Source organism: Streptomyces sp. NPDC005784 (assembly GCF_042871525.1).
Lineage (GTDB): Bacteria > Actinomycetota > Actinomycetes > Streptomycetales > Streptomycetaceae > Streptomyces.
In genome coordinates this window covers 229464-242917 of sequence record NZ_JBIAIQ010000004.1, presented here as the reverse complement: position 1 = coordinate 242917, position 13454 = coordinate 229464, and the positions used below count along the sequence as shown (strand labels likewise).

The following is a 13454-nucleotide window of genomic DNA, read 5'->3' as shown; positions in this document are numbered from 1 at the left end:
CCAAGGGATTTTTTGCCCGCCGGGGCCGCCGCCCGGGCGGCGGGGCGACCGCGCTCACGTGGGGGAACGGGGAGTAGCGGTTCTACCCGGCGGGGTTGGGGCCGGATGCGTGGGCGTCGATCTGCCAGCAGGCCGCTGTGAAGCGGACCTCTGTGCCATGCACGAACGGGTTGAACGCGGCACGGACCGTGTCGACGACCCGCGCCCGGGTCCGTTCGTCCGTCCCGGGCAGGGCGAGGCCGACCGGGCCGAATCGGCTGAAGTACGGGACCAGCTCCTCCTCGGGCAGGACGCAGGCCGGATCGACGGGCCGGATGTCGATCCCGGCCCACCCGCTCTCCTCCAGCAGCCGGCGCACCCTGTCCGCGTCCGACAGGGCGAACTGACCCGGCGCGTCCGGCCGGCGCTTCGGCAGGTCGGGCAGGAGCGGTGCCGCGGCGTGTTCGGCCGTCGTCATGAAAGGGTTCTCCGCGATGTCGCGCCAGACGATGAACCGCAGTCGGGCATCTTCCTTCGCGGCCCGCCGCAGGTTGGTGAAGGCCCGTACCGGATCATCGAAGAACATGACGCCGAAGCGCGAGACGACCGCGTCGAAGACCGTCGGCTCGAAGACGTGGTCCTGCGCGTCGGCGCGGACGAAGGAGGCCCCCGCGCCCTCCCGAGCCGCACGGGCCCGGGCGGCCTCGACCATCGGCCCGGAGATGTCGACGCCGACACACTCGCCCCCGGCGCCGAGCCGCCGCGCGAGGGCCACCGTGGTGCCGCCCGTGCCGCAGCCGACGTCGAGCACCCGGCCCCCGTGCCCGGCCGGAACCGCTTCGACGAGCAGCTCCTCCAGCGGCGCGAACAACGCGTCCACCACGTCCTGGGCCTCGACCCAGGCGTTCCCGGCCGGGCCGTTCCAGCGCGCGGCCTGTCCGTCGCCCGCCTTGCCCCCGGCCTCGCCGTCCGCCTCGCGGTCCGTCCTGTCGTCCGCCCCGCCGGTGGGTTCCATGGCGCCTCCTGTGCTTGCCCTCACGACCTGGAGATGACACCGTCCTACTTCAAGCCGACTTGAGGTCAAGAGGATGCCGGACCTGGATATCGCCGAAGTGGCACGCCGCGCCAAAGTGCCCGCTTCGACCCTGCGGTTCTACGAGGACAAGGGGCTCATCGCCCCGACCGGCCGGCGCGGTCTGCGCCGCCAGTTCGACCCCGGTGTGCTGGAACGGCTGGCGCTGATCGCCCTCGGGCGCTCCGCCGGGTTCTCGCTGGACGAGATCGCCCGGATGTTCGCGCCGGACGGGCACCCGCGCATCGACCGTCAGGTGCTCGCCGACAAGGCCGACGAACTGGACCGGACGATCCGCGAACTCGGAGTGCTGCGCGACTCCCTGCGGCACGCCGCCGCTTGTCCCGCGCCGAGCCACATGGAATGTCCCACCTTCCGCCGGATCCTGGGGGCCGTCGCGTCCGGCGCGGTCGCGATGCCGGGGAAGGGATCGGCGCGAGGACTTTCGCGACCTTAGTGAGACCCCACCGAGCTCAAGCGCGTGGCGCACGTCGTGCACAATCGGGACCATGACCACCCCCGACCACCAGTCACCCCTTCCGGACGCCTCGCGACCCGAGGCCAGGGACCGGATCTACCGGTCGCCCGCCGGTATCGCGGGCGGCGTCCTTCTCCTGTTCCTCGTGGGCTGGCTCGGCGTCGACGCGCTGATCTCCGGACACGGCCGCACCCCTTGGCTGGCGCTCGCCGGGCTGATCCTTGCCGTCCCTGTGGTGGCCGCCTTCACGCTGCGCCCCGCCGTCTACGCGAACGAGGACCGGCTGCGCGTCCGCAACCCGCTCCGCGTGATCGTGCTCCCCTGGGGCAAGGTCGCCTCGCTGCGCTCGCACTACTCGAACGAGGTGGTCGACACCTCCGGCACGAAGTACCAGCTGTGGGCGGTGCCCGTGTCGCTGCGCGCACGCAAGAAGGCGGCCAGGCAGCCGGTGCCGGGCGCGACCGGCCGCGAGGGCCGTCTGTCGTCGCTGGGCCGTCCGTCCGCCCTCGGCCGGGGAGCCGTCACCGACGCGCCGACCCGCCCCGAGACCGACCGGATCATGGACGAACTGCGCGGGCTGGCCGAGGCCAGGGCCACCGCGGACAGCGCGCAGGGCGAGGTCACGGTGCGCTGGGCGTACGAGGTGATCGGCCCCGTACTCGCGGGTGCCGTGGTTCTGGCCATCCTGCTGATCGTGGGCTGACCAACCCCTTCGCGGGGCCGTGCCCCGCCTCGGACGCGAACGCCGTTCCCCCATCCGGAGACGAAGCCGAGGGCCTGCCGTAACACCGCCCCGTGGCCCGAGTCTCTGGGAAACGATGAACACCGACGTCCGGCGGACACTGCCCGGACTGGCTGGCCGGTTTCCTGATGGTGCCGTGGGGCTTCCTCGTTTGCTGGGCCGCGTTCACCGACGAGGACCCCGGCCTCTGGAGGCAGGTCGTCAGCTTCCTCCTCGGTCTGTTCGGCGCCGTCCGCATCCCCGTGAAGCTGTGCTGGCGCATCACCGCCGACCGCACCGGGCTCTGGCTGAACGGCCTGCGCGGGACCACCCACATCCCGTGGGACGACATCCGGTCGGTCCGCCGGGAGTCCCTCGAGCTCAAGCTGCGCTGGCGCGGCGACGGGTCCTGGGCGGTCGCCGCACCCCGCTGGGCCTGGTTCCAGCGCGTAAGCGGTGTGACCCACCCGTACGACGCCCTGGCCGCCGAGGTCACCGCCATGCACGCCGACCCCGCCCTGCGCCCCACCGGCGACAGCGAGGAGCGCGAGCGGGGACGCCCCCTGTGGCCGCTGGCGGTGCCGTTCGTCCTTGCGTGGCTGACGGCCGTGCTGGTCGCTCTGGTGGGGTTCCCGGACCGGTGAGCCGGGGCGTGACCGCCGGAGATCCCGCGAGGCGGGGACGGCCCTCCCGCAGCCGCTCGGTGCGACGGCGGCTCCGGCCGTGCACACGCCCTCGGCAGCGGAGTCGGACGTGGGCCGGCCCTAGGACGGCCGACGCCTCGGACAGGCCCTAGGGTGCGCTCGGCCACACCAGCAGCATGTACGCGCCGCAGTACGCCGAACCGAGCACCGCGGCCGTGAGGAACAGGGACCGGAAGCGACGTGAGGCGCGGGCCAGGTGCAGGGCCGGGGGGAGCAGCAGCGGGAAGCCGGGGAGCAGGAAGCGGGCGCGCGGGAAGTAGACGCCGCCGCTGCCGAGGACGATCAGCAGCAGGATCCCGGTGAAGACCAGCAGCGGGAGCGGCTGGCGGTCCGCCGCGGAGAGCGCGTACAGCACCACCGCCGCCACCAGGGTCACGGTCACCATCACCAGGAACAGTTCGGGCGAGGAGTTCTGCGCCAGCACCTCCCGCATCCGGCGCACGGTCTCCGCACCGCCGTCCCACTCGTTGTGCCACAGCCGCTGTACGGCGAAGTAGCCGTCCCAGCGGCCCACCCGCAGGCCCACCCAGCCGACGTACGCGAGCCAGCCGGCCGGGGCCAGGGCGGCCGCCGCGAGCGCCCGGACCGAGAAGCCCCGGCGCAGCGACAGCAGCGCGGTCACGGCGACGGCGCCGGCCACCGCGACACCGGTGGGCCGGGTCAGCCCCGCCAGCGCCGCCAGCGAGGCGGCCCACAGCAGACGTCCGGTGAGCACCGCGTACAGCGCCCACGCGGCGAACGCCGTGAACAGCGACTCCGTGTAGCCCATCCACTCGACCGGGCCCACCGGCAGGGCCGCCCACAGCACGGTCAGCAGCACCCCAACGCGGCGGCCGTGCAGATGACTGCCCACCACGTGGATGCCCCACGCGGCGAGGAACGAGCACCCGACCCCGATCGCCAGTCCGGTCGTCGCGCGCGAGCCGGGTGTCAGGGCCGCGACCGCCTTGACCAGGACCGGGTAGAGAGGGAAGAAGGCCAGGTTGTTCGCGTCGAACGCGTGGCCCAGGTGATGCGCGTAGCCGTGGTCGGCGATGCCGAGGTACCACTTCGCGTCCCACTGCGCCGCGAGGAGCGGCCAGACGCCGTGATGTCTGCGGTGGGCCCAGAGCGCGAGCGCGATCAGGCCGGTGAGGCGGACGGCCGCGTAGCCGAGGAGAGCGGGGGCCGCGTGCCGCAGAGAGGCGCGGAGCGCGGTGAGGAGTCCGGCCGCGCCCGGCGCGCGCCGGGCGGTCGGAACGCCGGGGGCGCTCCCGCCCGGGACGCTGTGGGGCGGGGCGGACGTCGGCCGGGACTCGGTCGAGGGCACGCGGCAGCTCCTGGGACTCGATGGTGCGCTACCTGTAACCGTTCCTCGGTCACCCGGCGGCGCACGGGAGCGCTGCGTCAACTGCCGTGCGGAAGTCACCCGTAAGGGGGTGGATGTGCGTGTCATGGCCCGGCGGGAGGCGGCGGACGGGCCGCCTCCCGCCGGGCTGGGGCTCAGATGCCGGCCGCGGCCGACAGGTCCCGCTTGATCGCCGTCAGCAGCTCGGCGGCCCTCGCGTGGGCCGCCGCGAGATCGGCGTGGCCGCCCACGGGCAGCACGACCTCCAGGTAGCACTTCAGCTTGGGCTCGGTGCCGCTCGGGCGGACGATGACCCGCGCGCCGTCCAGGGTGTAGCGCAGACCGTCCGTGGGCGGCAGCCGGTCCGTCCCCTCGTTCAGGTCCTCGGCCTTGGTGACGGCCAGGCCCGCGAGCTCCGCGGGCGGCCGCTCGCGCATCCGGCGCATGGCGTTCGCGATGACCGACAGGTCCTCCACCCGGACCGAGAGCTGGTCGGTGGCGTGCAGCCCGTACGCGACGGCCATGTCGTCGAGCAGGTCGAGCAGGGTCCGGCCCCGCTCCTTGAGCTCGGAGGCCAGCTCGGTGATGAGGAGGGCGGCGGTGATGCCGTCCTTGTCCCGTACGCCGTCGGGGTCGACGCAGTAGCCGAGCGCCTCTTCGTACCCGTACCGCAGACCCTCCACGCGGGCGATCCACTTGAAGCCCGTGAGCGTCTCCTCGTACGGCAGGCCCGCGCCCTCGGCGATCCGGCCGAGCAGGGAGGAGGAGACGATCGACTCGGCGAAGGTGCCGCGCGCGCCCCGCCGCACCAGGTGCTCGGCGAGCAGCGCGCCGACCTCGTCGCCGCGCAGCATCCGCCAGTCGGCACCGGCCTTCACGGCCACGGCGCACCGGTCGGCGTCGGGGTCGTTCGCGATGATCAGGTCGGGTTCCGCCGCGCGGGCCGCCGCGAAGGCGAGGTCCATCGCGCCGGGCTCCTCCGGGTTGGGGAAGGCGACGGTCGGGAAGTCCGGGTCGGGCTCGGCCTGTTCGGCGACGAGCACCGGCTCCGGGAAACCGGCCCGGGCGAAGGCCGCGAGCAGCACGTCCTTGCCGACGCCGTGCATGGCCGTGTAGACGGTGCGGGCGGTGCGCGGCGAGCCCTCGGCCAGGACGGCGTCCGTACGGGCCAGGTAGGCGTCCAGGACGCCCTCGTCGAGGGTCTCCCAGCCGGAGTCGGGGCGGGGCACGTCGGCGAGCGCGCGGACCGCGTCGATCTCGGCGGCGATCTCCGCGTCCGCCGGCGGGACGATCTGCGAACCGTCGCCGAGGTAGACCTTGTACCCGTTGTCGCGGGGCGGGTTGTGGCTGGCGGTGACCTCCACGCCCGCGACCGCGCCGAGGTGCCGTATGGCGTAGGCGAGGACGGGGGTGGGCAGCGGCCGGGGCAGGACGGCGGCGCGCAGGCCCGCGCCCGTCATCACGGCCGCGGTGTCCCGGGCGAAGTCCGCGGACTTGTGACGGGCGTCGTAGCCGATCACGACGAGTCCGCCGGTCTCGCCCTTGGCCGACAGATACGCGGCGAGTCCGGCCGCGGCCCTGATGACCACGGAGCGGTTCATCCGCATCGGTCCGGCGCCGAGTTCACCGCGCAGGCCCGCGGTGCCGAACTGGAGCGTGCCGCTGAAGCGGGCGGCCAGCTCGGTGACGTCCTCGGCGTCGACGAGCTTGGCGAGTTCGTCACGGGTCTCCGCGTCGGGGTCCTCGGCCAGCCAGGCCTTGGCCCGCGCGATGAGTTCGTCCTGCACCTCGGGTGCACCTCTCTTCGGTCGTACGGTTCAGTGGTTCCCGGATGTTCCCGGTCGTTCCGCCCCCCCGGTGCCGGGGCGGACACTCCGTCGCCTACAGACGATCCAGTACCTGGGTCAGAAGTTCCCCCATGCGCGAGGCCGAGTCGCGGCCCGCCTGGAGGACTTCCTCGTGGTTGAGGGGCTCGCCCGTCATACCGGCGGCGAGGTTGGTGACGAGGGAGATGCCGAGCACCTCGGCGCCCGCCTCGCGCGCGGCGATGGCCTCGAGTGTCGTCGACATGCCCACCAGGTCGGCCCCGATGACCCGGGCCATGCGGATCTCGGCCGGCGTCTCGTAGTGCGGGCCGGGGAACTGCGCGTAGACGCCCTCCTCCAGGGAGGGGTCGACCTCCTTGCACAGCGCGCGCAGCCGCGGTGAGTACAGGTCGGTGAGGTCGACGAAGTTCGCGCCGATGATCGGCGAGGTGGCCGTCAGGTTGATGTGGTCGCTGATCAGCACGGGCTGGCCGGGGCGCATGCCCTCGCGCAGCCCGCCGCAGCCGTTGGTGAGGACGATGGTCTTGCAGCCGGCGGCGACGGCGGTGCGTACGCCGTGCGCGACGGCGGCGACACCGCGGCCCTCGTAGTAGTGGGTGCGGCCGAGGAAGACCAGGGCGCGCTTGTCGCCGATCCGGTACGAGCGGATCGTGCCTCCGTGGCCCTCGACCGCCGGCGGCGGGAAGCCGGGCAGCTCGGTGACCGGGAACTCGGCCTCGGGGGTGCCGAGGGCGTCCACGGCGGGAGCCCAGCCGGAGCCCATCACGAGTGCGACGTCATGGGTCTCGGCGCCCGTGAGCTCGCGCAGGCGCGTGGCGGCGGCGTCAGCGGCGGCGTGGGGGTCGCCCTGGATGTCGTCCGGAAGAAGAGATGCGTTCACGCGCAAGAGGGTAGCCGGTCTGGGCCTACGCGCGTAGATGACGGAGCTCACGGTCTTGCGATCGTTGTCTTGTCGTTTCCGACAAAGAGGTGTTGAGAAGAGGGTGCCCGGACGGAGTGCCGCGCCGGACGAGCGGCTGGGAAACGACCCCCGGAGCGGCGCCCGGAGCGGCGCCCGGGGAGGTGCGCGGAGAGATGCGCGGCGGAACGGGTCGAGTCGGGCAGGTGTCCGGGAAGACACCGCGGAGCTGCGCGGGAACGGCCGCGGAGCGGCGGGGCGCGCCGGCGGAGGCGGACCTCAGCAGGGTCGCTTGCGGAGCTCCATGACGTAGTCGTGCGGGGCTCCCGCCGACTCGGCGGCGTCCGCGAGTTCGCCCAGATAACGCGCCGAGGGCAGTCCCCCCTCGTACCCGTTCAGTACGTAGACCCACGCGGCTTCCTCACCCTCCAGCGTGTGCACCCGTACACGCATCCGACGGTAGACGTCGAGGCCGACGCCCTCCCAGCGGTCCATGGAGTCCTCGTCCAGCGGCGCGATGTCGTACAGCGCCACGAAGACCTGGGACCGCGGCGCCTCGACGATCGTCGCGAGCGCGCCCTCCCAGCCCATGTGCTCGCCACCGAAGGTCAGCCGCCAGCCGTTCAGCCAGCCCGTGGCGCGCAGCGGCGAATGCGGGGCGCGGCGCGTCATGAGCCGCGGGTCGAGATTGCCGGCGTACGCGGCGTAGAGCGACATGGGGTCGAGGGTACGGCAGCGACACGTACGCCTCTCGCGTAACAAAGTGGCTCGGATGCCCCGGACTCGGGACCCCTGGGCGGAAGCACCTTGAAGCGTGCGGGACAATGGAGTACGTGACTCGGATCGTGATCATTGGTGGCGGACCCGGCGGGTATGAAGCGGCGCTGGTAGCCGCGCAGCTCGGCGCGGAGGTGACCGTCGTCGACTGCGACGGTCTGGGCGGGGCGTCGGTGCTCACCGACTGCGTGCCGTCGAAGACTCTTATCGCCACGGCCGAGGTGATGACGACCTTCGACTCCTCCTACGAGGAGCTGGGGATCATCGTCGCCGACGACACCCCTCCCATGGAGCAGGCCGCTCGTGTGGTCGGGGTCGACCTCGGCAAGGTCAACCGCCGGGTGAAGCGCCTCGCGCTCGCCCAGTCGCACGACATCACGGCCTCGGTGACCCGCGCCGGCGCCCGCGTCCTGCGCGGCCGCGGACGGCTGGAGGGCATGCAGTCCCTGGACGGCTCCCGCAAGGTCGTCGTGAGCGCCGCGGACGGCACCGAGGAGACCCTCACCGCCGACGCCGTACTCCTCGCCACCGGCGGGCACCCGCGCGAGCTGCCCGACGCGCAGCCCGACGGCGAGCGCATCCTGAACTGGACCCAGGTCTACGACCTCGACGAGCTGCCCGAGGAGCTCATCGTGGTCGGCTCCGGTGTCACCGGTGCCGAGTTCGCCGGCGCATACCAGGCGCTCGGCTCCCGCGTGACGCTCGTCTCCAGCCGCGACCGTGTGCTGCCGGGCGAGGACCCGGACGCCGCCGCCGTCCTGGAGGACGTCTTCCGCCGCCGCGGCATGAACGTCATGGCCCGCTCCCGCGCCGAGTCCGCCAAGCGGGTCGGCGACCGTGTCGAGGTCACGCTCTCCGACGGCCGGGTCATCAGCGGCACGCACTGCCTGATGGCCGTCGGCGCCATCCCGAACAGCACGGGGATGGGGCTGGAGGAGGCCGGCGTCAGGGTCCGCGACTCCGGGCACATCTGGACGGACAGGGTCTCGCGCACGACCGCTCCTGGCGTGTACGCGGCCGGTGACGTGACCGGCGTCTTCGCCCTCGCGTCCGTCGCCGCCATGCAGGGCCGTATCGCCATGTACCACTTCCTCGGCGACGCGGTGGCCCCGCTGAACCTGAAGACGGTCTCCTCGAACGTCTTCACCGACCCCGAGATCGCCACCGTCGGCTACTCCCAGGCCGACGTCGACGCGGGCAAGATCGACGCCCGGGTCGTGAAGCTGCCGCTGCTGCGCAACCCGCGCGCCAAGATGCAGGGCATCCGCGACGGTTTCGTCAAGATCTTCTGCCGTCCCGGCACCGGCATCGTGGTCGGCGGTGTGGTCGTCTCCCCGCACGCCTCGGAGCTGATCCACCCCATCTCGATCGCGGTCGACAACAATCTGACGGTCGAACAGATCGCGAACGCGTTCACCGTGTACCCGTCCCTGTCCGGCTCGATCGCCGAGGTGGCACGGCAGTTGCACACAAGGAAGACCACGAGCGAGGGCTGACGGCCCCGGGCGACTCTCCGCTGGTCACAGCGAGTTGGTGACCGTGCGCACGGCATAGGCGGCGCGAGTAGGCACGTATACCACTCAGCTCCCTGCCATGCGAACAACTTCTGTTATTCGGCGCAAACTGCTGAAAGCAGACGGTCGTTGGGGTTACTGTCAGTTTCGTGTTCGCTGCAGAACGTCGCCAATTGATCCTCGAAATGGTGCGAGCGAATGGGGCCGTGTCGCTCCGTGAGCTCGCCCGCGTCGTCCAGACCTCCGAAGTGACCGTACGGCGGGACGTGCGCGCACTGGAGGCAGAAGGACTCCTCGACCGCCGGCACGGCGGTGCGGTATTGCCGGGCGGGTTTACGCGGGAGTCCGGCTTTCCGCAGAAATCGCATCTCGCGACCGCCGAGAAGACGGCCATCGCCGATCTCGCCGCGAGTCTCGTCGAAGAAGGCGAGGCCATCGTGGTCGGGGCGGGTACCACCACGCAGGAGCTGGCTCGCCGGCTCGCGCGGGTGCCCGGACTGACCGTCGTCACCAACTCCCTGCTGGTGGCCCAGGCGTTGGCCCACGCCAACCGTGTGGAGGTCGTGATGACCGGCGGCACCCTCCGCGGTTCCAACTATGCCCTGGTCGGCTCGGGTGCGGAGCAGTCCCTCCAGGGGCTGCGCGTCTCCCGGGCGTTCCTCTCCGGGAGCGGTCTGACCGCCGAGCGCGGACTCTCCACGTCCAACATGCTCTCGGCGTCCGTGGACCGCGCCCTCGTCCAGGCGGCCGCGGAGGTCGTGGTCCTCGCCGACCACACCAAGCTCGGGACGGACACCATGTTCCAGACCGTGCCGACCGACCTCATCACGCGCCTGGTCACGGACGAGCCGCCCGCCCACGACGACCGCGCGGCCACCGAACTGCAGGCCCTGGCCGATCAGGGCGTACAGATCACGGTGGCCGGGTCATCGGCATCGGGCGGCGCGGGAGGAGATCCGCTCCCGGCGGGGCGCCAGCCGCGCCGGGACGTACCGCTCCCGGGCCCGCGCCGCGGCCAGGTGGTCCCGGGCTCGGGACCGCAACTACGGAGCGCGACGGTGATGGGGGACCAGCCCCCGGCCGAAAGGGCGCGGGTGGCCGACCTTCGACGCCGCTGAGCGGTGTCGGCGGGACGTGGGGCCGACTGGTCTCCTCGTCAGGTCGGTCAGGTCCGGTCGGGTCCGGTCAGGACGGGTCCGGTCGGTCAGGTCGGCTCACGGCTTCAGGCCGCGCAGTGTCAGGCTCAGCAGGCGGTCGGCCAGCGCGGGGTCGTCCGCGGTTTCCTCCGCCGCCAGCGCGATCGCGTTGGTCAGCTGGAGGAGATCACCGATCGAGACGTCGGGGCGTACGGCCCCCGACTCCTGGGCGCGGAGCAGCAGGGCGCTGCCCGCCTCACGCATCGGGCCGCTGCACCGGGCGAGGTGTGAACCGTCGTCCTGTGAGGCCGACAGGAGGGCGCGTGCGAGCCCTCGGTACTCACTCGCGTGCGTGATGATCTCGCGCAGCCACTCCACCAGGGCTGTGCACGGCTGCGGGGCGTCGAGCAGCTCGCGCGAGCGGGCCAGCAGATCGCTCACGGCCTCCTCGAAGACCGCGCTCATCAGGGCGTGCCGATTCGGGAAGTGGCGGTACAGCGTGCCGATTCCTACGCCCGCGCGGCGCGCCACGTCCTCCAGGGACGCGTCGGTGCCATGCTCGGCGAACGCGGAGCGCGCCTCGGTGAGCAGCCGCCCGTAGTTGCGCCGGGCGTCCGCGCGCATGACGCGGCCCGCTCCTGGACCCGGAGCGGGCCCGGACGTCCCGGCCCGCTCCCCCGTGGTCGCGCCCACCATGGCTTCCACCTGCCCTCCACCTGCCCTCTCCCAACGCCCGGCTGCGCTCCAGGATGCCACCGGCAGCTTCCGGACGGACGCCCGCGGATTGCGCGGTGGACGGCTCGAAGCATCATTCCCGGTTGCGCGGACGGGGGGTCGAGCGCCGTCGTCGTGGTGGGGACAGAGTCGTAGGGCGCTGTCGTCGGGGCGGGGACAGGGCTACGGCGTCGGCGGGTTGCGCGTCGGCAGACTCGTACGGCGTCGTCGGGGTGGGGGCAGGCTCGTACGGCGTCGTCGTGGTGGGGCAGAGTCGTACGGCGTCGGCGGGGCGGGGACAGGGGCTACGGCGTCGGCGGGTTCCGGCGTCGGCAGGCTCGTACGGCGTCGGCAGGGTCCTGGGTTGTCGGCGGGTTCGTATTTCGACGCCCGCACGGCGAAGCGCCCGGCGGGCCGCAGATGCGGTTCGCCGGGCGCTTCGGATGAGATGAGACGGGCGAGTCACCCGTCCGTGTCACTCAGTGTTGCTCAGTCCTTGATTTCGCAGATGGGGGCGCCGGAGGTGACGGAGGCGCCGACCTCCGCGCTCAGGCCCTTGATGGTGCCGGAGCGGTGTGCGTTCAGGGGCTGTTCCATCTTCATGGCCTCCAGGACGACGATCAGATCGCCCTCCTTGACCTCCTGGCCCTCCTCGACGGCCACCTTGACGATGGTGCCCTGCATCGGGGAGGCCAGCGTGTCGCCCGAGGCGACCGGGCCGGACTTCTTCGCGGCGCGGCGCTTGGGCTTCGCGCCGGCGGCCAGACCGGTGCGGGCCAGCGACATGCCCAGCGAGACCGGGAGGGAGACCTCCAGGCGCTTGCCGCCGACCTCGACGACCACCGTCTCGCGGCCGGGCTCGTCGTCGGTGTCGGTGACGGCCGGTGCGGTGAAGGGCTTGATCTCGTTGACGAACTCGGTCTCGATCCACCGGGTGTGGACCGTGAACGGGGCGCTGGAGCCGGTCAGCTCGGGGGCGAACGCCGGGTCGGTGACCACCGCGTGGTGGAACGGGATGGCGGTGGCCATGCCCTCCACCTGGAACTCCGCCAGCGCGCGGGCGGCCCGCTGCAGGGCCTGCTTGCGGGTCGCGCCGGTGACGATCAGCTTGGCGAGCAGGGAGTCCCAGGCCGGGCCGATGACGCTGCCGGACTCCACGCCCGCGTCCAGGCGGATGCCGGGACCCGAGGGCGGGGCGAAGGTGGTGACGGTGCCGGGGGCGGGCAGGAAGCCGCGGCCCGGGTCCTCACCGTTGATACGGAACTCGATGGAGTGACCGCGCAGTTCGGGATCGCCGTAGCCGAGCTCCTCGCCGTCCGCGATCCGGAACATCTCGCGCACCAGGTCGATGCCGGCGACCTCCTCGGTCACCGGGTGCTCGACCTGCAGACGGGTGTTGACCTCCAGGAAGGAGATCGTGCCGTCCGTGCCGACCAGGAACTCCACGGTCCCGGCGCCGACGTAGCCGGCCTCCTTCAGGATCGCCTTGGAGGACGCGTACAGCTCCTGCACCTGGGCGTCGGAGAGGAACGGCGCGGGTGCCTCCTCGACCAGCTTCTGGTGGCGCCGCTGCAGCGAGCAGTCACGCGTGGACACGACGACCACGTTGCCGTGGCTGTCGGCCAGGCACTGCGTCTCCACATGCCGGGGCTTGTCGAGGTAGCGCTCCACGAAGCACTCGCCGCGCCCGAAGGCCGCGACCGCCTCACGCACCGCCGACTCGTACAGCTCCGGCACCTCCTCCAGCGTCCGGGCCACCTTCAGACCACGCCCGCCGCCACCGAAGGCGGCCTTGATCGCGATCGGCAGACCGTGCTGCTCGGCGAACGCGACGACCTCGTCCGCACCCGAGACCGGGTCCGGGGTACCGGCCACCAGCGGCGCACCCGCGCGCTGCGCGATGTGCCGGGCGGCGACCTTGTCACCCAGGTCCCGGATCGCCTGCGGCGGCGGACCGATCCAGGTCAGCCCCGCGTCGAGAACGGCCTGGGCGAAGTCCGCGTTCTCCGAAAGAAAGCCGTAACCCGGATGAACGGCATCCGCGCCGGAGTCCTTGGCGGCCTGCAGCACCTTGGCGAAGTCCAGGTAACTGGTGGCCGGGGTGTCACCGCCCAGCGCGAACGCCTCGTCCGCCGCACGGACATGCAGAGCGTCCCGGTCCGGTTCCGCATACACGGCAACGCTCGCGATCCCGGCATCCCGACACGCTCGGGCCACGCGGACAGCGATTTCGCCACGGTTGGCGATGAGCACCTTGCGCACGATGGCTCCCTCCTTGAAAACAAGCCGAGTTTAGGGACAGCCAACA

Annotated in this window: 12 protein-coding genes; 5 read left to right on the top strand and 7 right to left on the bottom strand. The window is 72.3% G+C overall.

Annotated features, from left to right (window positions below):
- Window positions 1-82: 82 nt before the first annotated feature.
- Window positions 83-994, bottom strand: a complete 912-nt coding sequence (locus tag ACFYR3_RS08965; RefSeq protein ID WP_355851833.1) for a class I SAM-dependent methyltransferase — start codon at window positions 992-994, stop codon at window positions 83-85.
- Between the two features lie 73 nt (window positions 995-1067).
- Between ACFYR3_RS08965 and ACFYR3_RS08960 the strand changes: the two genes are divergently transcribed.
- From ACFYR3_RS08960 to ACFYR3_RS08950, 3 genes are all read left to right on the top strand, one after another.
- Window positions 1068-1508, top strand: coding sequence for a helix-turn-helix domain-containing protein (locus ACFYR3_RS08960; RefSeq protein WP_355851836.1), 441 nt, complete (start codon window positions 1068-1070; stop codon window positions 1506-1508).
- A gap of 52 nt (window positions 1509-1560) precedes the next feature.
- Entirely contained in the window at window positions 1561-2232 is a 672-nt protein-coding gene (locus ACFYR3_RS08955; RefSeq protein ID WP_389282185.1) for a PH domain-containing protein, read from the top strand.
- A gap of 167 nt (window positions 2233-2399) precedes the next feature.
- The gene (locus ACFYR3_RS08950; protein WP_355851841.1) at window positions 2400-2894 is read left to right on the top strand and encodes a PH domain-containing protein; all 495 of its coding nucleotides are present in this window, start codon (window positions 2400-2402) and stop codon (window positions 2892-2894) included.
- A gap of 148 nt (window positions 2895-3042) precedes the next feature.
- Here the strand turns inward: ACFYR3_RS08950 and ACFYR3_RS08945 are convergent, their stop codons facing one another.
- The 4 genes from ACFYR3_RS08945 to ACFYR3_RS08930 all read right to left on the bottom strand — a co-directional run bounded on the left by ACFYR3_RS08945 (window position 3043) and on the right by ACFYR3_RS08930 (window position 7722).
- Window positions 3043-4263 (bottom strand): hypothetical protein, encoded by a 1221-nt coding sequence (locus ACFYR3_RS08945; RefSeq protein WP_355851844.1) that lies wholly within the window; start codon window positions 4261-4263, stop codon window positions 3043-3045.
- A gap of 173 nt (window positions 4264-4436) precedes the next feature.
- Window positions 4437-6068 (bottom strand): phospho-sugar mutase, encoded by a 1632-nt coding sequence (locus ACFYR3_RS08940; RefSeq protein WP_389282182.1) that lies wholly within the window; start codon window positions 6066-6068, stop codon window positions 4437-4439.
- Between the two features lie 94 nt (window positions 6069-6162).
- Window positions 6163-6987: a purine-nucleoside phosphorylase gene (locus ACFYR3_RS08935; protein WP_355851850.1), complete on the bottom strand. Its 825-nt coding sequence runs from the start codon at window positions 6985-6987 to the stop codon at window positions 6163-6165.
- A 297-nt stretch (window positions 6988-7284) separates the two neighbouring features.
- Window positions 7285-7722 carry a gamma-glutamylcyclotransferase gene (locus ACFYR3_RS08930; RefSeq protein ID WP_261709132.1) on the bottom strand — a complete coding sequence of 146 codons (438 nt, stop codon included), beginning with the start codon at window positions 7720-7722 and terminating at the stop codon, window positions 7285-7287.
- 107 nt (window positions 7723-7829) lie between these two features.
- Here ACFYR3_RS08930 and ACFYR3_RS08925 point away from each other — a divergent pair, with 107 nt between their 5' ends.
- A complete protein-coding gene (locus ACFYR3_RS08925; protein WP_355851853.1) occupies window positions 7830-9278 on the top strand; it encodes an NAD(P)H-quinone dehydrogenase in 1449 nt (482 codons plus the stop codon).
- Window positions 9279-9481: 203 nt separating this feature from the next.
- Window positions 9482-10414 carry a DeoR/GlpR family DNA-binding transcription regulator gene (locus ACFYR3_RS08920; RefSeq protein ID WP_389282390.1) on the top strand — a complete coding sequence of 311 codons (933 nt, stop codon included), beginning with the start codon at window positions 9482-9484 and terminating at the stop codon, window positions 10412-10414.
- A gap of 96 nt (window positions 10415-10510) precedes the next feature.
- On the opposite strand, the gene ACFYR3_RS08915 is transcribed toward ACFYR3_RS08920, so the two are convergent.
- Window positions 10511-11056: a helix-turn-helix domain-containing protein gene (locus tag ACFYR3_RS08915; RefSeq protein WP_355851859.1), complete on the bottom strand. Its 546-nt coding sequence runs from the start codon at window positions 11054-11056 to the stop codon at window positions 10511-10513.
- Window positions 11057-11635: 579 nt separating this feature from the next.
- Window positions 11636-13408, bottom strand: a complete 1773-nt coding sequence (locus ACFYR3_RS08910) for a biotin carboxylase N-terminal domain-containing protein (protein ID WP_356785522.1) — start codon at window positions 13406-13408, stop codon at window positions 11636-11638.
- Between the last annotated feature and the right edge of the window lie 46 nt (window positions 13409-13454).